Here is a 21,138-nt window from a genome sequence, read left to right as displayed (position 1 = left end):
ACAGCCAGCGGCTCTCGTGATCGAAGCGGTGGTTCCAGTAGTAGATGAAGTCCCAACCCCCGATCGCCACCGCGTACGCCAACGGCCCCGTCCCCAGGTCCAGCGGAGTCAGGCGGAACAGCTTCTTGCTCGCCGTCTCCGCGCTCCACAGCGTCGAGACCGTCACCACCGCCGAGGCCAGCGCCGTGACCGCCGACCCTCCGGTGATGCGGCGCAGGGCGGGAGGCAAGTCGGCGCCCTCGGCGACGGGCGCGGGGTGGGAGGTGGTGACCTCGTCGTCGTCGTTCGTCGCCGTGGCGCGGGGATGCGACGACGGCACGGTGCCCGCCTCGAGCAGGCCGGTGGACCGGGTGCGCTGCACCACGTCTCCCACGGTGGCGACCGCCGCGGTCGCGAGCGCCAGGCCTATGAAAGCCTTGGCGTACCGGCCGGTCCGCGGGGTGACGGGCGCGAGCAGCCGGTCCGCGACGTACGGGGCGATCAGACTTCCGACGCCCATCGACAGGCTGGCCAGAGTGTCGGCCAGCTCGTAGTCGCCGGCCCGCTCCCCCTGTGCCGGGTGCCGCTTCTGCCACGCGTACTCGCCGACCATCGACCCGATGAACGCGGGGATGGCGAGGACCGTCAGATCAACCTTCATGCCATCCAGGGTATGGCGCAGGCCACTCGGACGCTCGGTCGTGCGCCTACGCGGCTGCGGACTCCGCCGACAGCGACGCCGTCGCCGGCCCCTCGGTCTGGGCGGAGTTGCGGACGAACCACACGCCCACCACGGTGATCAGGGAGATGATCGCGCCCACCAGCAGCGCGTTGTGCACGCCGTTCATCTGCGCGGCCACGTCGCTGGCCCCGGACTCGGCGCCGCCGACGATGCCCAGCGTCATCACGGTGATGAACATGGCGGTGCCGGCGGCCGCGGCGACCTGCTGCAGCGTGTTGAGCAGAGCCGAGCCGTGCGAGTACAGGTGCGGCGGCAGCGAGCCGAGCGCCGAGGTCATGAGCGGCGAGAACAGCAGCGCCAGCCCCACGCTGAGCACCATGTGCCAGACCACCACCAGGCCGAGCGCGGTGTCGGCGCCGAAGGTGGTCATCCCCCACAGCCCGGCGGAGGCGAGGATCGAGCCCGGGATGATCAGGGGCCGCGGGCCGATGCGGTCGAACATCCGGCCCACGAACCAACCGAGGACGCCCATGAGCAGCCCGCCGGGCAGGAGCACCAGACCGGACTCGAGCGTGCTGGTCCCCAGGACCTGCTGCATGTACAGCGGCAGCAGGATCAGGGTGCCGAACAGCGCCATCATGGAGACGAGCATGAGCGACAGGCTCACGGTGAAGGTCGGGAAGACGAACGCGCGCACGTCGAGCAGCGCGAGGTCCTTGAGCGAGAGCTGGCGCCACACGAACACAGTCAGCGCCACGACGCCCACGATCACGGGGATCCACGGCGAGATCACCGCGTTCCCGCTCGCGGCCTCGCCGACGGAGCTGAGCCCGTAGATCAGGCCCGCGAAGCCGATCGCCGAGAGCACGCCCGAGAGGATGTCCAGCGGGATCTGGCGGGTGGCCGTGACGTTGCGGATCAGCGCGCCGCCGGCGACAAGCGCCAGGATGCCGATCGGCAGGACCGCCCAGAACATCCAGCGCCAGCTCAGCACGTCCAGCACCAGGCCGCCGACGGTGGGGCCGACGGCCGGCGCCACGGCGATCACGATGGAGATCACGCCCATCGTGCGCCCGCGACGATCCGCGGGCACCACGTTGAGGACGGTGGTCATGAGCAGCGGGATCATGATCGCGGTGCCCACGGCCTGCACCACCCGGCCGGCGACCAGCACCGGGAACACCGGCGCCAGCGAGGCCAGCAGGGTGCCGAGGGAGAACGTTGTCATGGCGACGACGAAGACCGTCCGCAGCGGCAGCCGGACCAGCAGCCACCCGGTGAACGGGATCACCACGGCCATGGTGAGCATGAAGCCGGTGGTGAGCCACTGCGCGGTGGCGGCGGTGACGGAGAACTCCCGCATCAGCTCGGGAAGCGCGACGGACATGATGGTCTCGTTGAGGATCACCACGAACGCGGCGGCGACGAGCAGCGCGATCAGCCGCTTGGTGGCGGCGGGCAGCGGCGGGGAGCCGGCGGCGGGGTCGCGCTGGGCTGCAACTGAGGGGGCGGCGGATGACTCGGTCGTCACGGGGGTCCTTTGGGAAATGCGAGGTGCGGGGGAAGGCGAAAAGCCGGGCGACCCTGGGCCGCACACGGGAACCTTCTGAAGCTACCGGAACCGGCGGCTCCACCCACGCTCGCGTGACCAGCGTTACCTCGCCTGGGCACCGGGCATCTCGCCCACCGGCCCGCGCTGCCCCTCCGACTTGCGCTGCCCCTCCGACTTGCGCTGCCCCTCCGACTTGCGCTGCCCCTCCGGCCTGCGCTGCCCCTCCGACTTGCGCTGGCCGAAGGTACAGAACCACCCGGGTCGCGCTGCCGCTGGGGACCATAGGGGCAGCGCAAGCCGAAGGTCCAGCGCAAGCGGGTCCGCTCATCGGTGAGCTGGCTCGTCGTCGCTCGTGGTCCCGGCTCGGACCTGCCCGCCTGGTCTGAACTCAGGAGCCCGGGTCGGCCAACTGCGCAGTGATGAGTGTGCGCGCGTCCCGGCCCGAGGCCGTCGGCAGAATCGGGTAGACGTGCAGGCGCGCGGGCACCTCGTGGTACTCCACGTCCACGCCCGAATTCTCGAGCTTCGCGGCGAGGAGCCGGGCGTCGGGGCAGAGGATGTCGTGGGTGCCGCTGAAGATCGTGACGGGCCCGAGCCCGGCCAAGTCGCCGAAGATCGGGCTCACCCGCGGGTCGGTGACCTCGAGGTCTCCCCGCCACACCTCGGACAGGTGATGCCCGCCGGGGACGGCGAGCCACGGGTCGTCGGGCTGCACCTCGGGGATCCCGGGGTTGGACCAGGTCAGATCTACCGCCGGTGAGATGAGCACGGTGCGGCCGAGCGTGATGCCGTGCTCATCGCGCAGCACCTGCGCGGCCGAGAGTGCGATCTGCCCACCCGCCGAGTCGCCGACCAGGCGGGGGTCGCCGTACTCGTCGCGGCACTCCCGGATGATGTCGACGATCCCCGCGACGACGGGGCCCGCGGTCCCGGCCGGAATCAGCGGGTAGATCGGGACCACGACCGTCGTGCGCGACTCGACCGCTATCCGGGCGATCAACTGCCAGTGCTGGCGCGCGACCTCGTTGACCCAGCCGCCGCCGTGGACGTAGACGACGCTGCCCGTCGGTGCGGGTGGGGATCGGAAGCCCCCGGACGGCGAGACCGTGTAGACGGGCCACCCGTCACGCACGACCATCGAGATGTCGACCTCGTGCGCGAGCCGCTGGGGAGGACCGAACGGCTTCGGGCTGCGCGCGGACCGCTCGACATGCCGACGCGCAGCCTCCTCACTGAGGAAGATCCGGTTCCTGCCCGTCGCACGGATGACCCACGGGACCAGCCACTCCGGGACCGTCATCCGGGTCAGGACCGCGAATCCTGACCCGGCTGACCGGTGACGGTGGTCAGCAGGAACACGCTGTCCTCCAGCGCGAGCACCGAGTGACGCTCGTGGGTGAGGATCCACAGTTCGTCCGCGCTGAACTCGCCCTGGACATCGTCCTCGAGATCCACGCGGACCTTGCCCTTGAGCACCTGCAGACTCGCGGCCGGCGGCGAATTGTGCGCCTCCATCCGCACCCCGTCCCGCAGCGCGATCACCGCCTGGCGCAAGGGCCCGTCGTGCGCGACGAGAGCGGAGCTGCGGCCGTTCTTCTCGGTGAGGGCGGTGGCCAGGTGGGATTCGGCCAGTTCCCTGATGTTCGCCATAGTCGACCTTTCCGAGCCTCACGCGTCGCCCGCCGCGAACGACGCGGAGGACCTGACCTGCAACGTACCTACACGGCGTACCGCTCCGAGGCGAGAGCGCTCAGATCGCGCAGAAACCGCCGGAACCCGACGTTCAGCACCGGCCGCAGCACCGCGAGCGAGACGGTGGTCGGCCCCTTGCCCTTCAGCGCGACGGTCCACGTGAGCCGGCATCCGCCGGTGGTGGGCACGACGTCGTAGGACTCGGCGAACGCGGTGACGAACGGCGTCGAGCAGGCGGTGAACCGGAACGCCATGTGCCGGCCGGGCTCCCAGGCGAGGAACACCTCGTCGCCGCGCAGCCCGCCCAGCATGTGGACGGTGCGCGTGGTGCCGAGGCCGTACGGCGGTTCGCTGGTCCACACGACCTTGGTGATCACCTTTGCCCAGCGCGGCCAGGCGTCCGCCTCCTCGAACAGCTCGAACAACTGCTCCGGCGACGCGGGGATGTCGACGGTGTTGGAGAACCGGAAGCGGGCGGAGTCGATGAACGCGACGTCCACCGGTTCACACGGATACATGTTCGCCATGTCCCTACCCCTCGTCCGCCACGACGCCGCGCAGCCCGTCGGCGCCGAACAGCGGCTCGAGCATGGAGCTGAAGTCGGGGCCGCGGCGCAGCATCTGCCCGCCGTCCACGTTGATGACCTGCCCGGTGATCCAGGTCGAGGCGTCGCTGAGCAGGAACGCGGCGGCCTCGGCGATGTCGCCGACCTGGCCGATGCGCGGGATAGGGGTGCTCGCGCGGTAGTCCTCGGCGATCACGGGGTCGGACAGGATCGGCGCCACCAGGTCGGTCTCGATCAGGCCCGGGCGGATGCCGTTGACGCGCACCCGGCTCGCGCCGAGCTCGTCCGCCGCCAGTCCCACCATGTGGTCGACGGCCGATTTGGTCACGCCGTACGCACCGAACCAGCGATGCGTGTTGCTCGCGGCGATGGACGAGATGGCGACGAACGATCCGCCGCCCCGGGCGACCAACTCGCGTGCGGCGTGCTTGAGCGTGAACATCATGCCGTTGACGTTGAGGTCGACGGTGCGCTTCCACGCCTCGGTGTCCATCTGGGTGAGCGGGCCGATGGTCTCGCTCCCGCCGGCGCAGGCCACCACGCCGTCGAGCCCTCCCCCGTGCTCGACCGCCGCCGCGACCGCCGACGACACCTGGTCCTCGTCGGTCACGTCCGCGGCATGCGCGCGCACGGCGCCCTCCCGGCCGGTGGCCTGCGCGATCCGCCGGGCGGTCTCGGCCAGCCGTTCCGCGCCGCGGCCGATGATCGTCACCGTGGCGCCCCGTCGGACCAGCTCCTCGGCCGTTCCCGCGCCGATCCCGCTGCCCCCGCCCGTGACCAGGATGGATTTGCCCTCAAAACTCATACCGGCAGCGTAGAACGGGTTCCTGTTTGCCGGGGATGGTTCCGCCAACTGCCCGCCGGAGCCGCGCCCGACTCGCGCCGATCGCACATCTCCCGCCAATCGCGCGTCTCCCGCTGGTCACGCCGGAATACTCGCAGGAATGAACTTCCAGGAATCAGTGGAACTGGTCGGCGAGGCGATCGATGCCGTGGGCGTGGCGGCGATCGTGATCGGCACGGTGGCCGCCACGGTGATGGCCGGCTGGCGGATGGCGCGCCGCGAACCCGACGTCTACCGCCAGTTCCGGCGTTTCCTCGGCCGCTCGATTCTGCTCGGCCTGGAACTGCTGGTCGCCGCGGACATCATCAAGACCGTCGCCGTCACCCCGACGCTCGTCGACGTGGCGGTGCTCGCCGCGATCGTGGCCATCCGTACGTTCCTCAGCTGGTCGCTGGAGCTGGAGATCTCCGGCCGCTGGCCGTGGCAGAAGGAGCCCGAGGGCGCAAAGTCCGTGAACGAGAGGACCGAGTCCTAGACCCCCCCTGACCGTCCCGGGTGCGCCGGGCAGGGTCCGGCGCGCCTGGCCGTGCCGGCGGGGAGCCGGACCGACCCGGGTCAGAGGGCGTACTGGCCGCGGTTGCTGGCGGCGCGGCCCTCCTTGAGGACGAGGAGGATGTTGCTGTGGTCGGCCAGCGAGTCGATGTCCGCGAGGGGATCGCCCTTGACGACGACGACGTCGGCCAGCTTCCCGGCTTCCAGCGTGCCCAGCTTGTCGCCCAGGTCGCACAGCTCCGCGGAGGTCTGCGTTCCGGCCACGATGGCCTGCATCGGGGTCATGCCACCGAACTTGACCAGGGCGCTGAGCTCACCGAGCGTCGCACCGTGATCGGGGACCAGGCCCGCGTCGGTACCCACGGCGACCTTGATGCCCGCCTCGACGGAGGCCTGCAGCGACTCGTGCGCCAGCGCGTGCCACTTGTCGCTCTTGGCCTTGGCCTGCGGGGTGGCGGTGTCCGGCTTGAGGGTCTCGATGAGGGTGGGGACCAGGAACTGGCCGCGCTCGACCATCTCCTGCCGCAGCTCGTCGTTGAGGGCGTACCCGTGCTCGACGCTGTGTACGCCGCCCTGCACGGCGGCCTGGATGCCCGCGAAGCCGATGGCGTGGGCGGCGACCTTGCGGCCACCGTAGTTGTGCGCCTCCTCCACCAGCGCGGAGACGATGTCGACGCGCGCGCCGAGCCAGTCCGGGTCATCGCTCGGCGAGGTGACGCCGCCGGAGGACGCGACCTTGACCACGTCGATCCCGTCGCGAAGCAGGCCGCGGACCTGCTTGCGGGCCTCGTCGACCGAGTCCACGAGCAGACCACCCACCAGGCCGGAGCCGTCGATACCGGAGGGGATGTGGAAGTCTGCGTGACCACCGGTCTGGGAGAACATCTTGTCCGCCACCAGCAGACGCGGGCCCTCCACCAGACCGTTGGCGACGGCCTCGCGCACGCCCACGTCGATACCCATCAGGTCACGCACCGTGGTGACACCGGACTCGATCGTGACCTTGAGACGTTCGATCAACTCGAAGTAGCGGTAGGACGGCGGAACCATGGCGGCCATGATCGGCGAGCCCTTGGTGCCGGGCAGGGAGAGGTGGACGTGGCAGTCGAAGAATCCGGGGGTGACGGTGTTACCGCCGACATCAACCTTGGTGGCCGAGTCATCGACCTGCGGCGCACCGGCGGCAGCGCCGGCGTAGGTGATCTTGCCGCCCTCGATCACCACGACCGCGTCGGCGACCGGGGCTGCGCCGGTTCCGTCGATGAGCCGGGCGTTGTGCAGGAGCGTAGTCGTCATAAGAGCCAACTTACGTGGTCTCGGGCCCGTCCGATGAACACGCCGAAGTTGCCCCCTGGTAGTGGGTCAGGTCTCGTATCGGACGAACGTCCCGGTGTTGCGGCCGTCGGACTCGAGCAGCCATCCGAGCCGTTTGACCTGGTGCAGGATCACGGCGGAATCCACCACGACCAGAGGGGCGAGCTCACGCTCGAGGGTTTCCTGGATCCGCATCGCCTCGGCGACCGACCGGTTCCACGTGCTGACGAGCAGGTTGGGCGATCCCGGCATGCTCACCACCTGGCGTACCGACGACTCGGCCCGGAGCCGAGCCACACTCGCGGCCATCTGCATGACCGGGACCTTGCACCACCACTGCACGATCACCGGGAACCCGGTGGCGCCCTGGGCCACATCACAACGGAACGTCAGGGCACCCGAACCGAGAAGGTGCGCGAGTTGCCGCCGGGTGGTCGAGAGGGGGCGGCCGGTGATCCGCGCCAGATCCGCCGCGCTGCGACGACCGTCCTCGGTAAGCGCGTCGACCAACTCCGGTTGGGGGTCCGCCCACGGGTTGGCGGCGTTCGCGCTCCCGGGCTGGCGGCGGGCCCGCGGCACGTCGGCGTTCCGGGCGCCGCCGTGCGGGTCGAGACCGCCGATCCGCCACTGGTTGCCGCCGAGGTGAAACTGCCCCACCAGATGGGAACGCATCCCCGTCACGCCGTCCAGCCGGGGCAGGCGATCGAGCAGGATCTCGGCGAGATCGCTCTGGGTGAGCGCGGCGATGGTCACCACGACTCCGTACTCGCGGGCCGCGATCTCGGCGGTCACCACCGTCGGCCACGCGGCCAACTCCTGCGCCAGCGACCTCACCCGGCCTGCGTCACAGGCGATCTCCGTGATCGCGAGGCGGTTGCCATACACGCCGTCGGCGGACGGGTAGGCCTACATCGAGAGCTCTCGGAACAAGGTGGAGCCCGTCGGCGACGATGCTGGACATCGCGACCAATCCCGTGGTTCTGAGCCACGGCGGGGTCCAGGGCACGTGCGAGACCAACCGCAACGTCACGGACGACGAGATCCGCGGGGTCGCCGCGACGGGCGGCGTGATCGGGATCGGGTACTTCGAGACCGCGGTGTGCGGGCTGGGACTGGACTCGGTGCTCGACGCGATCGATCACGTGGTGGAGGTCGGTGGGATCCAGACCGCCGCTCTCGGCAGTGACTACGACGGCTCCGTCACCGTCGGCTGGGACACCAGTGAGCTCGCCGCAATCACCCAGGGTCTGCTGGACCGCGGCTACTCCGACGAGGACATCACCGCGATCATGGGCGGTAACACGCTGCGGGTGATGCAGGAGGTGCTACCGGCCTGACGCTAACTACTGACACAGATATCCCCCGGGACGAGAGACCTTCTCGTTCCGGGGGATTGCTGTGCTCGGCGCGTGCGCCGTCGGTCAGGACGCCATCCCGAACCGATGGGCCAGGTACGGGATCCAGCCCATGCACTCGGGGGTCAGCGCCAAGCAGGCGGCCTCGCTTCCGCTGGGCCCCAGCAGGAATCGCAGCGCGTTCAGGGTCGAACCGAACATCAACATCACTCCTCGTTACTTCGGAAAACCTATTCTACCAGTCCTATCGCCGGCAGCGGACGCTTACGTTACGTGAGCACCGAGCCCCTCAGCCCACGAGTGTGGCCCGCGGGCCGTCCACCAGCACCGGGTCCAGGCAGGTGTCGGGGATGGTGGCCAGCGAGCACCAAGCGGCCGGAAGCACCGGTCGGTAGTCCGGCCCGACGCCGCCGGCGGCGATGATCTCGCGGTAGGCGTCCACGCCCGAGGTGGGCCGCCGCTCCAGCGTGGGGTCGGTGAGCACGTCGACCCGGTAGAGCCCGAAGCGCGGCGAGTAACTACCCCATTCATAGTTGTCCACCAGCGACCAGTGGTTGTAGCCGATCACCGGGTAGCCGTCGGCCACGGCGCGTTGCAGCCAGAACGCGGTGTCGCGCAGGAAGTCGCCGCGGTTCACACCGTCCGCCCGTCCGCCGTCGCGGGTGGGCATGCCGTTCTCGACGAGGTAGATCGGCTTGCCCGGGTACGAGCGCGCGTAGTGCGCGATCGCCTCGTAGATCCCCTCCGGCTGCGGGCGCACGGCGGCGAAATCGTCCCAGGCCGCGTTGATCGCGGTGAGGTTGATCAGGGCGACGCCGTAGTAGTAGTCGATCCCCACGTAGTCCACCACGTCGGCCACGCGGTCCCCGATCAGCGTGTCGGTGAACTCGGTGGCCAGCGGCAGGTACGCCTCGTTCATGGTGACCATCGCGTCCGGGTCGGCGCGGTGGGCGGCCGCGTAGGCCAGTCGGTGCCCCGCCTCGAGCTGATCGAGGAACACCGAGAAGTCCCGGGGCCCGACGCGCCCGATGGTCATCTCGTGCTTGAAGAACACCAGCGGTTCGTTGAAGGTCACCCACAGCGTCCCGTCGCCGGCCCAGCGTTGCGTGATCAACTCGGAGAATCGACCGAAGGCCTCCACGGCGCCGCCCGAGAGCATGCCGCCCCGGTCCGCCAGCCAGCCGGGATAGGTGAAGTGGACCATGGTGATCATCGGGACCATGCCGTGGCCGCGAACAGTGTCGATGATCCGGTCGTAGTGGGCGAGCGCCTCGTCGTCGTACTCTCCCGGCGCCGGTTCGATCCGCGCCCACTCCACGCTCAACCGGAAGGTGTTGACGCCCATCGCCGCGGCGTTCGCGATGTCCTCGGGGTACCGGTTCCAGAAGTCCACCGCGTCGTTCACCGGATCCACCCGGCCGCTCGGCGCGGTGGCGTCGACGTAGCGCTTCCAGTTGGAGTCCGGGTTGCTGCCCTCGATCTGGAAGCCTGACGTGGCGACGCCCCAGTGGAAGTCGTGGGCGACCGGTGCGCCGGCGCCGGCGGGCGGGGCTTCCGCCGTTGCGCGCGGCGTCTGCGGCAGCACCGCGACGAGCGCCACCACCGCCAGCGCCGCCGTGATCCTGCCGATGACGGACCGTCTCCCCACTGACGTCCTCCCCGGTGTCATGCCAGCACCATAGGCAGATACGCAGGCGTTTCGCGCGGAAAGGCGTCCTTGACGCCGACGACGAACTCGAACCTGCCATCCCGGACCGGCTACCCCTTGCGGCCCCTGCGGATAATCCTGCGGACCCTGATCCGGCGGCCGGGCGTGAACTAGGGTTGCGGAGTGCTCCGACGCCTAGCTGCCCGCATCTTCTGGTTCTTCAGCCGGTGGACACTCGCGACCCAGCCGGGCCCCGATCGCCCGGCGGTACTCCTCGGTGCGCCGCACACCTCCAACTGGGATTTCGTCCTGATGATCGGCATCGTCTGGCGGCTGGGCATCGACGTGCGCTGGCTCGGCAAGGCCAGCCTGTTCGCGGGATGGCGTGGACCGCTGATGCGAGCCCTCGGCGGGATCGCCGTTGATCGTGCCAATCCTGCCGGGGTCGTCGAGGACATGATCCGACGCGTTCACGCGGGCGAGATGTTCGGGCTCGTCGTCACGCCCGACGGCACCCGCGGAGCGCACGAGTACTGGAAGTCCGGCTTCTATCGGATCGCCCGCGAGGCCGGAATGCCCGTGACCCTCGGCTATGTCGACCGCACGACCATGACATCGGGACTGGGACCGACCATCGAGTTGACGGGCGACGTGGCCCACGACATGGACCGGATCCGGTCCTTCTACGCGGACAAGGCGGGGTTCCATCCCGAGAAGCGAGTGGAGCCGCGTCTCGTGCAGGAGCCGACGAACCCGTGACCGGGAGACACGGAAACGGTCAATCGGCGGTAGGTGCGGGACACTAACCCCGTGGATGATCTGCGCGTGGCCCCCGGACCGGGCGCGCCCCGTGGGCTGACGGTGCCGGCGGCCGAATTCGTGGAGAAGTTCTCCCGGTCATCCGGCCCTGGAGGCCAGCACGTCAACACCGCGGATTCGCGGGTCCAGCTCAGCCTCGACCTGGGCACCACCTCCGCCCTGGACGACGACCAGCGGGCGCGCGTGCTGCGGAACCTCGCACCGAGGCTCTCCGGAACCGTCCTCACCGTCAGCGCCGAGGAGCACCGGTCGCAGCGGCGGAACCGGGAGGCCGCAAGGCGGCGTCTGGCGGAACTCCTGCGCGAGGCGGTGGCCCCACCGGTCCCCAGGAGACCCACCCGGCCCACTCGCGGTTCGCGCCGGCGTCGGCTCGAGGCCAAACGGCAACGCTCCGAAGTCAAGACGAACCGCAGACGACCGAACCACGACTGACGGCCGTCGGGATGGTCGCAGCGTCGCCGCCCCTCGCGGAGCCCCTCGCGGAGCCCCAGGCGGGTCTATTCGCTGGATCGTCGCGATGCCCAGAACGCACCCTCTAGTCTCAGTACCACCATGCCTCCCACCCCTGACACCGTTTCAGTCGCGCTCAAGGCGGCGACGTCGTTCGTCGTCAACGCGGTCGAAGTCCTGCGATTCGGCGGCCTCCAGACGGACGAAGAACCCTCCCCGTTCGAGATCGTCGCACGGCGCCCGATGTTCCGGCTGCGCCGCTACTACGCGCCGACCGCGGGGGCCGACGGTCTCGCGGATGTCGGCCTCGATGAGGACGAGCCGCCGCGCCCGCCGATCGTGCTCGTGCCGCCGATGATGATCTCCGCCGACGTCTGGGACGTGTCCCCCGATACGAGCGCGGTGGCCGCACTGTACGAGGCGGGCATGGACCCGTGGGTGATCGACTTCGGATCCCCGGATCTCGAGGCGGGCGGCCTCGAACGCACTCTCACGGACCACGTGGTGGCGGTGAACGACGTGATCGACCTCGTCACGGCCGCCACCGGCCGCTCGGTCCATCTCGGTGGATACAGCCAGGGCGGCATGTTCTGTTACCAGGCCGCGGCCTTCCGGCGCTCGCGCGACCTCGAGAGCATCGTGACGTTCGGCTCCCCGGTGGACTGGCGCGGCAGTGCCCCGCTCGGCGTCCCCGAGGATGTGATCGTGAACGTCGCGCGCTTCGTCGCCGACTACGTCTTCAGCGACCACTCGCTGCCCGGGTGGTTGGCGTCGACGGGGTTCCGCCTACTCGATCCGATCAAGACCGCCCGTGCGCAGGTGGACTTCCTGCGCCAACTCCATGACCGCGAGGCGCTCCTCGGACACGAACGGCAGCGCCGCTTCATCGGTGGCGAGGGATTTGTCGCCTGGTCCGGCCCGGCGATCGTCGACATGATGCAGCAGGTGATCATCCAAAACCGGATGATGGTCGGCGGATTCGTGATCGGCGACCACGTCGTCTCCCTGGCCGACATCACCTGCCCCGTCCTCGCCGTGCTCGGCGAGGTCGACGAGATCGGCGTCCCGGCCGGCGTCCGCAAGATCGCCTCCGTCGCCCCCGCGGCCGAGGTCTACGAGTTCCCGGTCCGCGCCGGGCATTTCGGGCTCGTCGTGGGCTCGACCGCCGCCTCGCTGACGTGGCCCACCGTCGCCGGGTGGATCGGGTGGATCGAGAACACCGGTCAGCGACCCGACGGCATCGCCGAAGTCGCACCCGACGCCGTCGTCGACTCGTCCCCCACCTCGGCGGTGATGCTCGCCGCGGACGGGGCGATTCAGGTCGCCGGACTCGGGGTCGGCGTCGTGCGCGGTGCCGGTCACCTCGCCGTCAGCGCGCTGCAGACCACGCGGGCCCTCGGATACGAGGCGCTGCACGCGGCGCCGCGCCTCATCCGGTTGGAACAGATCCAGCCGAGAACCCGCATCTCCTTTGCCAAGATCATGACCGAGCGGGCCCGCACCCAGCCGGGTGACGCGTGCTTCCTGTTCTCCGACCGCGTCCACACGTATTCGGCCGTCGATACCCGGATCACCAACGTGGTCAAGGGACTCATCGCGGTCGGGGTGCGCCAGGGCGACCACATCGGCGTACTCATGGAGACGCGGCCCTCGGCGTTGGTCGCCATCGCCGCGCTGTCGCGCCTCGGCGCCGTGGCCGTGCTGCTCCCCCCGTCGCATTCGCTGCCCGAACTACTCCGGCTCGGCGCGGTGACGGACGTCGTGGCCGACCCGGAGCACGCGTCCAGGGTCACCGATGCCGGGGCGCGGGCGCTCGTCCTCGGCGGCGGCGGCGCCGATCGCGACCTCCACGCCGACCTCGGCCCGGGCGTCGTGGACCTCGAACGCATCGACCCCGAGGACGTCGAGCTGCCCCGCTGGTACCGGCCGGACCCCGGCCGCGCCGGCGACCTCGCCTTTGTCGTCTTCACCCGCTCCTCGGGCACGTGGCAGTCCAAGCTCGTGACCAATCATCGGTGGGCGCTCTCCGCGTTCGGCACCGCCAGCGCCGCACGCCTGACCTCCGCGTCGACCGTGTACTGCCTCAGTCCGCTCCACCACCCGTCGGGTCTGCTCACCGCCGTCGGCGGGGCCGTGGCCGGTGGGGCCAGGATCGCCCTGTCACACGGTTTCGATCCGGCGACCTTCGACGAGGAGATCCGCCGCTACGGGGTGACCGTCGTCTCCTACACCTGGGCGATGATGCGCGAGTTGGTGAGCCGGCCGGCGAATCCGCGGGAGACGCTCCCGACGATCTCGCTCTTCATGGGATCCGGCATGCCCCGCGGGGTGTGGCGACGCGTCACGGACCGCTACCCGGGGACGCGGGTCCTCGAGTTCTACGCCGGGACCGAGGCGGACGTCGTCCTGGCCAACCTCTCGACGACAAAGCCGGGCGCGCGCGGCCGCCCGCTGCCCGGGACGGCCGAGGTCAGGCTCGTCACGGTCGATCCCGACTCCGGCGCAATCCTCACCGGTCCCGACGGTTACGCCATACCGAGTGAGGTCGGCGAACCCGGGATGCTCGTCACCCGGCCACGCCTCAGGATCGACGCCTCCGTGCGCCGGCTCCGCGGGCTGTTCCGTCCGGGCGACGCATGGGTGTCGACCAATGACGTCTTCGAGCGTGACCGGGACGGCGACTTCTGGCTGCTCGGCTCGGCCGGCGCCGTGGTCCGCACGGCGCACGGTCCGGTGTACCCGATCCAGGTCGCCGACGCGCTCGGGGATCTGACGCAGGTGGACCTGGCCGTGGTGTACGGCGTGCCCGGTGGGGCGGGTCGGGTCGCCGTCGCCGCGGTGAGCAGGTGGGGCTCCCAGGCGATCACCGCGGCCGACATCGGTGGCGCACTGGCCTCGGTCCCGTCCGCCGGACGACCCGACATCGTCCACGTTGTCGACCACATCCCGGTGACCAACTGGTACCGCCCGGACGCCACCGGGTTCGCGTCGCGGGGCCTACCGAAGGCCGGCCCGCGAGCCTGGATCCGCGACGCCGACACGGGTGGGTACGTGCGGCTGACCAAGGCGGTGCGGGACGGGCTGCTTCCGACGGAGTAGCCCGTCAGTCGCGACGATTACGGAGCCCGATCGAGGTGCGGTTCCGGGGCCGGGCAAGATCCTCAAGAACGAGCTCAGCGCACGGGCGACGGACGAGTCGCAGCGCGTGCCGCGGAAGGGGAACTGACATGGCCGGGCAGCAGTTGGTGGAGATCTCGCGGCACACGGGGCAGATCGTGGTGCTGCGGATGCAGAACCCGCCGGTCAATGCGTGGACCGACGAGTTCGTCGAGGCCATGGAGGAGGCGCTGGTCCGGCTGGAGGCCTCGACGGCCCGCGCGGTGGTGATCACCGGGGCGGGGCGCCACTTCAGTGCCGGCGGCGACTTCCACCGGTTCCAGACCATCACCGACGCCGCCACCGCCCGCGAGTTCGTCGAGCGGGTGCAGGGGTTCATGGACCGCGTGGCGGCGCTGCCGATGCCGGTGATCGCCGCCGTCAGCGGCACCGCGCTGGGCGGCGGCTGCGAGCTGGCGATGGCCTGCGACGTCCGGGTGGCCGGCCCGCGCGCGCGGATGGGCCTGCCCGAGGTGCGGTGGGGCGTCCTCGCCGGCGCGGGTGGCACCCAGCGCCTGTCCCGGCTGGTGGGGCCGGGCATGGCCAAGCGGATGATGTACACCGCCGAGCCGGTCGACGCGGTCACGGCCCTGCGCATCGGGCTGGTGGAGGAGGTCTCCGACGACGACGACCCGCTGCCCCTCGCGCTGGAGCTGGCCCAGAAGATGGCCGCCAACAGCCCCCGCGCGATCCGCGCCGTCAAGCAGTGCGTGGACCGCGGCCTGGACATGGGCCTGGCCGATGGGCTCGAGCTCGAGCGGGAGCTGTGGATCGAGCTCATCCCCGGGGGTGACCTGCAGGAGGGCGCCGCCGCGTTCTTCGACCAGCGCGACCCGCGATACCCGGACCCGAGGTAGCCGGACCCGGCACCCATCCGGCACGCCCGCCGCGCCGAACCCCGGACATGGATACCACCGCGCGGTCTCCCCGACCCGAGAGCTTCCACGTGTCCGCCCACACCTCCGACGTGACGGGCCTGTTCACCGGGTCGCGGGACGAGTCGGCCGCCGGGTCGCGGCGGCCCCTGCCCCGCCTCCCGGGCTGCGTCGACTCCGCGCGCATGTGGTGGGACGACTGGCTGCCGGTCGCGGCGACGGGCTGGGGCGCGGTATTCCTCATCGCACCGTTGCTCGTGGCGCACGTCCTCATCCGAGCCGTGGGCGGGCAACGGTCGCCGGAGTCATGAGGCCCCCGCGGACAGCCTCCACAGGACGGTCCGCTCGCGCGAACGGGCGGCGTGGAGCGGATCGGCGTCGTCCGCCGCGCGCGGGTGACGGGGCGTCGTCTCGTGCGTGCCGACGACGGCCAGTCCGGCGCCGACGATGCGGTCGGTGAGCTCGTCGGGCGCGCGGAGGCCGATCAGCTCGGCGAGGTCGGACAGGATGAGCCACCCCTCGCCTCGCGGCGTGAGGTGCTCGGCGAGCTCGCCGAGGAAGCGGTTGAGCACGCCGGAGCCCGGGTCGTAGATCCCGCGCTCCAGCGCCGAGGTCGGGCGCCCGGGGATCCAGGGCGGGTTGCACACCACCACGTCGGCCCGCCCGCCGTCGGCGGGCCACAGGTCGGCCTCGGCCACCCGGACCCGGTCGGCGAGCCCGAGCCGGTCCAGGTTCTCCGCCGCGCACCGCACCGCGCGGGGGTTGATGTCGGTCGCCACCACCTCCCGCGCCCCGCGCCGGGCCAGCACCGCCGCGAGCACCCCGGTCCCGGTGCCGATGTCCCAGACCACGGGCTGGTCCACTCCCCGCGGCCAGGGGGCGTCGGCGACCAGGTCGATGTACTCGTCGCGGGTGGGGGCGAAGACCCCGTGGGCGGGATGGATCCGAGCCCCCAGGGCGGCCACCTCGATGCCCATGCGGTGCCACTCGTAGGCGCTGATCACGCCGAGGAGCTCGGGCAACGACACCAGCGTCTCCCCGCCGACGTCGTCGTCGCCCCCCACACCCTCCGGACCGTAGGCGTGAGCGCAGGCGTCGCGCGCGTCGGGCGCCCGGCGCAGCCGGATCGAGTGGTCCGGCTGCAGCGGGATGAGGATCCCGCCCAGGATCGCCGCGCGGTGCGCGCGGGCTCTACGGTTGGCGAGGAACACCTCCCCGGGGTCGGCGCTAGGTGGGGTGCGGGATTCTCGCTTCTGCAGCCGCCGGTCGATCGCGCGCAGGAGCTGCCGGGCGTTGTGGAAGTCGCCGCGCCACAGCAGGCCGGTGCCCGAGCGGATCAGGCGGAGAGCCTTGTCCGCGGAGATGTCGTCGGTGATCACCACGAGGTCGCGCGGCGCCGGCGCCCCGTTCTCGGACCGCCACCGGGCGGTGCGGGGCGCGCCGTTCTCGCTCCAGCTGACGGTGGTCATGGCGCGGGCCGGCGGGGTACGGGGAGGAGCACGGGGATCCTTCTGCCAGGCGCGCACTCGACCCGACCGGGGCGGCGTGAGGACGCGGATTGCGGTGGCCCGTTTTTCGGGCTGTGCTCATTGTCTCAGCAGGTCTACGCTGGAGCCCACAGAGCAGCGGCTCTCGCCCCGTGGACCAGGGAGTTCGTCATGAGCGCATCACAGGCCGACCTCTGGAGTGGCCCCGTCGGGGACTCGTGGGTGCGCAACGCGGTGGCCTACGACCGGATCCTGGAGCCGCTGGGGCGGGCGGCGCTCGACCGCCTCGATCCGGGGCCCGGGGAGCGCGTTCTGGACGTGGGCTGCGGGACGGGGAGCACGACCCTGGAGATCGGTCGGCGGGTGCTCCCCGGCGGGTCGGTGCTCGGCGTCGACGTGTCCCGCCCGATGATCGACTTCGCCCGGGCCCGGTTGACCGACGCGCGCGAGGGCCAGGACAGCGACGCCCAGAACGTCGAGTTCGCCGCCCTCGACGTGGAGAACGACGAGTTGCCCGGGCCGTTCGATGCCGCCTTCTCGCGACTGGGCGTGATGTTCTTCGACGACCCCACGGCGGCCTTCGCCAACATCGCACGCTCGCTGAGGCCGCACGGTCGGCTGGCGTTCGTCTGCTTCGCCTCTCCGCTGGAGAACCCATTCATCGCGGTGCCCACCTTCGCCGCGTTGGCGGTGTTGGGCGGTCCCCCGATGCCGCCCCCGGGCGCACCGGGACCCTTCTCCCTGGCCGACCCGGACCTGCTCCGCGGCATCCTCGAGTCGGCGGGTTTCGAGTCCGTCGACCTGTCGCGCGGACCCGACGAGGTCACCCTGGGTCCGGTCGGCGCCCTCGACGAGGTCGCGAGGCAGGCGCTGGAGCAGAATCCCGCGGTCATGTCGCTGCTCGATGCCGACCCCGACGCCCGCGACGCCGCCGTCACGGCGGCCGCCGACGCGCTGAGCGCCCACGTCGTGGACGGTGACATCCGCCTCGGCGCCGGCACCTGGATCGCCGAGGCCCGCGCCCCCGGGGCGTGAGTGGACCGATCATCGACCATCCCCTGCCCGTTCAGGGCGCGGACCGGGCGGGGTGGGCCGATTCAGAGGTGCAGTGCAGCACGCTATGCGGCCGGGGTGAGCCTGTACCCGGTCACGCCTTCTTCGCCGCAACAAACGCGTCGAAGTCAAAGGGCTCCGGCGTGCCACTGGCTTCGCCGTCGACGAGCGCGACTCGCAGCGTGGCCAGCTGTGTCTCTCTGTCCTCGAGCAGCCGTAGGCCGGCGCGAATGACCTCGGTGGCGGACCGGTACCGGCCCGACGCGACTTCTCGGGCGAGGAAGTTCGCGAAATGATCATCAAGGCTGATCGAGGTGTTCTGTGCCATGGCGTGAAAATACCAACTTGTGGTACCCGTAATCGCGGGGCCCGCACGCGTCAGTCCAGCGTTTCCCGGCCCGGTCGAGCGCTTCTGTCTGATCATCGAGAGCTTCGCGTTGGCGCATACCTACGAGGGCGAGCTCGCCTTCATCGGCGCCAGCGAGATGCGCAACCTCGAGCCGGTGCACTACCGGCGCATCGCGCGGTTGCGTGACCGGATGCAGCAGATGGTCGACACCGAGGTGGCGGACGCCGTCGCGACCGGCCGGTTCCGCCCGGACAACAGCAAGGAGGCCGCTCGCGCGGTGGTGACGATGTGCACCACCATCCCCACGTGGTGGCGGCCCGGCGGCGAGCTGACACCGGAGGACGTCGCGCGGCAGTACGTCGGGTTCGCCATGGACGTGATGACCGGCGGCTCGATGAGAACCACCGCCGCCACCGCCCCGGCACCGGCGGCCGGGCGGCCGCGCCGTTGATCAGTGGGTAGCGGCGCGTGACGACGACGACGAGGTCTTCACCCACGTCAGAAGCGCGGCCGATCTGACCCGAAAAGGCCGGCTACCTCCGATGCCCGTGACCCACGCTCGCCCTTGCCGCACGGAGGATTTCCCGCCATCCTTGGCGGATGGGGAGCACGCCGGAGGAACGGGCGACGAGGCATCATCGCGAGAGGCACCAGGCGATCGCCGTGGTGGTGGTGCACGGCATCGGCAACCAACAGCCGATGGACACCGTCTCGGCGCTGGTCGCCAACGTCTTTGGGAAGAAATCCGACCTGACCCCGCCGGCGCGCGTCGAGCGTCGCCTCGACCGCGACGCCGAGTACCTCGACTTACACAGGCCGGTGCTCATCGAGTCCCGCGGCTGGCCGCGGACCGACTTCTTCGAGTTGTATTGGCAACCGACGTTCGGCACAGGCGAAACCGGCGCCGTGCTGAGGTGGATGGTGCGGCTGTTGCTGACCAACGCGCGGGGTTCGCAGTTGAGGCGCGTCGTGTGGACCGTGCGGGCGATCATCGCGCTGGCGGCGCTCGTGGTCGCGGCGATCGCTGCCGCATGCTGGCTCCTCCTCGACCCGGAGAACCCCTACGTGAGGTGGGTGCTCACCGCTGTTCCGGTGGCACTCGCGCTCGGCGCCCTCCGCGCCGTCGCGAAGAAGATGGCGAGCAGCGTGCTCACCACCTCCGTCGCCGACGCCCAACGCTGGTTCAACCCGGCTATCGCCGACTACGTCCAGCGAGACAAGGTCCGCAGGGACGCCCGCGACCTCCTGCTCACGCTGCACCGACACCAGGACCGAAACGAGGAGCCCCTCTACGACCGAATCATCATCGTCGCGCACAGTCTGGGCAGCGTCATCGCCTACGACGCGATCCGGCTGGTCTTCGACGAACTCCGTCAGCCCCGGGAGGACGGGCACGGTGGTGGGTCCGGTGAACTCGCCGACCGGCAGCCGAAGGCCTGGAACTTCCTCACCGCGGTCCCCGGCAAGCAGGACCCTCCGCGGCCCTTGCCGGCCGGACGGGACTACCACGCGGTGCAGACGGAGCTTCAGAAAGAACAGCTCCGGATGGGCGTGCCCTGGCGTGTCTCCGACTTCATCACGCTGGGGTCGCCGCTGACCCACGCCCAGGACCTCCTGGCCACCAAGCGCGAGAGCTTCGAGAGCCGGAAGGAAGAGCAGGAGCTCCCCGCCTGCCCACCCCTCGGGGAGCAGCAGAACCGGGAGAGTGTGTGGAGCCGCGCGGGCAGGCCGGTCCAGGCGGCGGCCGGCGCGGACGGCAGCGGACCGGTCGCGTTCTATCGCACGGAGTTCGATGGCCCTCTGATCGCGCACGAAGCCTCGCCGTTCGCCACCACCCGATGGACCAACCTGTACTTTCCACTGACGCGGTGGCTCGGCGGCGACCCTGTGGGCGGCCCCGTCGCCCCGGTGTTCGGCCGCGGGGTTGTGGACATCCCAGTGGAGATCAGTGCGCCGCGCAAGAGCCGGGACCGCGTGCTCAGGACGCCCGTCGCCGCGCACACGCGGTACTGGCGCAGAGACTCGCCAGGCCACGAGGCTCCGACCAAGGACAGCGTCGCGGTGCTCCGACACGCGATCGGTCTGCGATGGGCCGACGACGACGAGGACGTACCCCGTCCACCGGTGGGACGAGATGCGTCTGCAGCGCGCAGAATGTCGCTGAAACGTCGATCACGTTCGCGACTCAAGGCGGCAGGGCGTCGGCGAGCGCTGCAGCGGAAATCGGCCGATTAGTCGTGTCTGGAGGAATTTCGTCTATGCCGCTCCCGCCGTGAGCGGTACCCCTCGCCACCGATCCGAACGGCCTCGGTGTGGTCGCCACATGCGTGGCGAGAAGGCGCGGAACTCGTGATGTCCCATGCTGCACCGACGGACCGTCGTGGACCGTCACCCCTTAGACGCGACCCTCCACGCCGAGTGGATCGCGCCGTGGATGTAGCCGACCTCGCCGGCGTCGCCGATGACCTCGCAGTCGATGCCGGCGGCGCGGAGGTCGTCGGCCAGCGGGGCGGCGGCGGTGGTGCCGTCGGCGTAGATGACCATGTCGGCCGTGGCCGAGGCGGTGTCGCCCTTGGCGTCGGCCCACTCGACGCCCGACTCGGTGATCCGGGTGACGGTGACGTTGCGGTGGATGTCGACCCCGTGCTCCTTGGCGTGACGCACCGCAGTCCAGCGGCGGGGCATGGCCAGCGGCAGTCCGAGCTGCTGCGACTCGTGGAGCAGCGTCACGCGCCGCCCGCGCTCGGCGAGGAACTCCGCCAGCTCCAGCCCGACCAGCGAGCCGCCGATCACCACGACGTTCTTACCCATCGGCAGCGCGATCG

At 70.7% G+C, this 21,138-nt stretch carries 22 protein-coding genes and 1 pseudogene; 10 read left to right on the top strand and 13 right to left on the bottom strand.

The window, feature by feature from the left end:
- The 6 genes and pseudogenes from Q0444_RS02780 to Q0444_RS02755 form a co-directional block, all read right to left on the bottom strand.
- Positions 1–640 (bottom strand): annotated as a pseudogene (locus Q0444_RS02780) (sterol desaturase family protein); the annotation flags it as partial.
- Positions 641–686: 46 nt separating this feature from the next.
- Positions 687–2,192: an MDR family MFS transporter gene (locus Q0444_RS02775; RefSeq protein ID WP_291080620.1), complete on the bottom strand. Its 1,506-nt coding sequence runs from the start codon at positions 2,190–2,192 to the stop codon at positions 687–689.
- A gap of 409 nt (positions 2,193–2,601) precedes the next feature.
- Positions 2,602–3,513 carry an alpha/beta hydrolase fold domain-containing protein gene (locus Q0444_RS02770; RefSeq protein WP_299021195.1) on the bottom strand — a complete coding sequence of 304 codons (912 nt, stop codon included), beginning with the start codon at positions 3,511–3,513 and terminating at the stop codon, positions 2,602–2,604.
- 5 nt (positions 3,514–3,518) lie between these two features.
- A complete protein-coding gene (locus tag Q0444_RS02765; RefSeq protein ID WP_291080721.1) occupies positions 3,519–3,863 on the bottom strand; it encodes a cupin in 345 nt (114 codons plus the stop codon).
- Between the two features lie 68 nt (positions 3,864–3,931).
- Positions 3,932–4,423, bottom strand: a complete 492-nt coding sequence (locus Q0444_RS02760) for an SRPBCC family protein (RefSeq protein ID WP_299021202.1) — start codon at positions 4,421–4,423, stop codon at positions 3,932–3,934.
- Positions 4,424–4,436: 13 nt separating this feature from the next.
- The gene (locus tag Q0444_RS02755) at positions 4,437–5,276 is read right to left on the bottom strand and encodes an SDR family oxidoreductase (protein WP_299021192.1); all 840 of its coding nucleotides are present in this window, start codon (positions 5,274–5,276) and stop codon (positions 4,437–4,439) included.
- Positions 5,277–5,415: 139 nt separating this feature from the next.
- Here Q0444_RS02755 and Q0444_RS02750 point away from each other — a divergent pair, with 139 nt between their 5' ends.
- Positions 5,416–5,790 (top strand): DUF1622 domain-containing protein, encoded by a 375-nt coding sequence (locus Q0444_RS02750; protein ID WP_291080727.1) that lies wholly within the window; start codon positions 5,416–5,418, stop codon positions 5,788–5,790.
- Positions 5,791–5,870: 80 nt separating this feature from the next.
- Here the strand turns inward: Q0444_RS02750 and Q0444_RS02745 are convergent, their stop codons facing one another.
- Together Q0444_RS02745 and Q0444_RS02740 are read right to left on the bottom strand one after the other, a co-directional pair.
- Positions 5,871–7,103: an amidohydrolase family protein gene (locus tag Q0444_RS02745; RefSeq protein ID WP_291080729.1), complete on the bottom strand. Its 1,233-nt coding sequence runs from the start codon at positions 7,101–7,103 to the stop codon at positions 5,871–5,873.
- 66 nt (positions 7,104–7,169) lie between these two features.
- Positions 7,170–8,006, bottom strand: coding sequence for an Lrp/AsnC family transcriptional regulator (locus Q0444_RS02740; RefSeq protein ID WP_299021185.1), 837 nt, complete (start codon positions 8,004–8,006; stop codon positions 7,170–7,172).
- Positions 8,007–8,071: 65 nt separating this feature from the next.
- Between Q0444_RS02740 and Q0444_RS02735 the strand changes: the two genes are divergently transcribed.
- The gene (locus Q0444_RS02735; protein ID WP_291080733.1) at positions 8,072–8,458 is read left to right on the top strand and encodes a dipeptidase; all 387 of its coding nucleotides are present in this window, start codon (positions 8,072–8,074) and stop codon (positions 8,456–8,458) included.
- Between the two features lie 84 nt (positions 8,459–8,542).
- Here the strand turns inward: Q0444_RS02735 and Q0444_RS02730 are convergent, their stop codons facing one another.
- Positions 8,543–8,677: a hypothetical protein gene (locus Q0444_RS02730; protein ID WP_299021182.1), complete on the bottom strand. Its 135-nt coding sequence runs from the start codon at positions 8,675–8,677 to the stop codon at positions 8,543–8,545.
- 88 nt (positions 8,678–8,765) lie between these two features.
- Positions 8,766–10,124, bottom strand: a complete 1,359-nt coding sequence (locus tag Q0444_RS02725) for a glycoside hydrolase family 1 protein (protein WP_291080735.1) — start codon at positions 10,122–10,124, stop codon at positions 8,766–8,768.
- Between the two features lie 183 nt (positions 10,125–10,307).
- On the opposite strand from Q0444_RS02725, the gene Q0444_RS02720 reads away from it, so the two are divergent.
- The 5 genes from Q0444_RS02720 (at position 10,308) to Q0444_RS02700 (ending at position 15,735) form a co-directional block, all read left to right on the top strand.
- The gene (locus tag Q0444_RS02720; protein WP_291080737.1) at positions 10,308–10,883 is read left to right on the top strand and encodes a 1-acyl-sn-glycerol-3-phosphate acyltransferase; all 576 of its coding nucleotides are present in this window, start codon (positions 10,308–10,310) and stop codon (positions 10,881–10,883) included.
- Positions 10,884–10,934: 51 nt separating this feature from the next.
- Positions 10,935–11,375: an alternative ribosome rescue aminoacyl-tRNA hydrolase ArfB gene (arfB, locus tag Q0444_RS02715; RefSeq protein ID WP_299021178.1), complete on the top strand. Its 441-nt coding sequence runs from the start codon at positions 10,935–10,937 to the stop codon at positions 11,373–11,375.
- Positions 11,376–11,495: 120 nt separating this feature from the next.
- Entirely contained in the window at positions 11,496–14,492 is a 2,997-nt protein-coding gene (locus tag Q0444_RS02710) for an AMP-binding protein (RefSeq protein ID WP_299021175.1), read from the top strand.
- Positions 14,493–14,620: 128 nt separating this feature from the next.
- Positions 14,621–15,406: an enoyl-CoA hydratase/isomerase family protein gene (locus Q0444_RS02705; RefSeq protein ID WP_299021172.1), complete on the top strand. Its 786-nt coding sequence runs from the start codon at positions 14,621–14,623 to the stop codon at positions 15,404–15,406.
- Positions 15,407–15,453: 47 nt separating this feature from the next.
- Positions 15,454–15,735: a hypothetical protein gene (locus Q0444_RS02700; RefSeq protein ID WP_299021169.1), complete on the top strand. Its 282-nt coding sequence runs from the start codon at positions 15,454–15,456 to the stop codon at positions 15,733–15,735.
- On the opposite strand, the gene Q0444_RS02695 is transcribed toward Q0444_RS02700, so the two are convergent.
- The gene (locus Q0444_RS02695; protein WP_299021166.1) at positions 15,730–16,893 is read right to left on the bottom strand and encodes a class I SAM-dependent methyltransferase; all 1,164 of its coding nucleotides are present in this window, start codon (positions 16,891–16,893) and stop codon (positions 15,730–15,732) included. The two genes, Q0444_RS02700 and Q0444_RS02695, sit on opposite strands and share 6 nt — an antisense overlap.
- A gap of 189 nt (positions 16,894–17,082) precedes the next feature.
- On the opposite strand from Q0444_RS02695, the gene Q0444_RS02690 reads away from it, so the two are divergent.
- A complete protein-coding gene (locus Q0444_RS02690) occupies positions 17,083–17,946 on the top strand; it encodes a class I SAM-dependent methyltransferase (protein ID WP_299021163.1) in 864 nt (287 codons plus the stop codon).
- Between the two features lie 112 nt (positions 17,947–18,058).
- Here the strand turns inward: Q0444_RS02690 and Q0444_RS02685 are convergent, their stop codons facing one another.
- Complete coding sequence (locus Q0444_RS02685) at positions 18,059–18,292, bottom strand: type II toxin-antitoxin system ParD family antitoxin (RefSeq protein ID WP_299021160.1); 234 nt, start codon at positions 18,290–18,292, stop codon at positions 18,059–18,061.
- Between the two features lie 19 nt (positions 18,293–18,311).
- Between Q0444_RS02685 and Q0444_RS02680 the strand changes: the two genes are divergently transcribed.
- Together Q0444_RS02680 and Q0444_RS02675 are read left to right on the top strand one after the other, a co-directional pair.
- Positions 18,312–18,764, top strand: a complete 453-nt coding sequence (locus Q0444_RS02680) for a hypothetical protein (RefSeq protein WP_299021157.1) — start codon at positions 18,312–18,314, stop codon at positions 18,762–18,764.
- Between the two features lie 149 nt (positions 18,765–18,913).
- The gene (locus tag Q0444_RS02675) at positions 18,914–20,548 is read left to right on the top strand and encodes a hypothetical protein (RefSeq protein WP_299021154.1); all 1,635 of its coding nucleotides are present in this window, start codon (positions 18,914–18,916) and stop codon (positions 20,546–20,548) included.
- A gap of 153 nt (positions 20,549–20,701) precedes the next feature.
- On the opposite strand, the gene Q0444_RS02670 is transcribed toward Q0444_RS02675, so the two are convergent.
- Positions 20,702–21,138 (bottom strand): FAD-dependent oxidoreductase (locus tag Q0444_RS02670; protein ID WP_299021151.1); only part of this gene is annotated, 437 nt, incomplete at its 5' end.

Origin of the sequence: uncultured Dietzia sp. (assembly GCF_937873725.1) — a bacterium.
Taxonomy (GTDB): domain Bacteria; phylum Actinomycetota; class Actinomycetes; order Mycobacteriales; family Mycobacteriaceae; genus Dietzia.
This window is presented reverse-complemented; position numbering and strand designations above follow the sequence as displayed.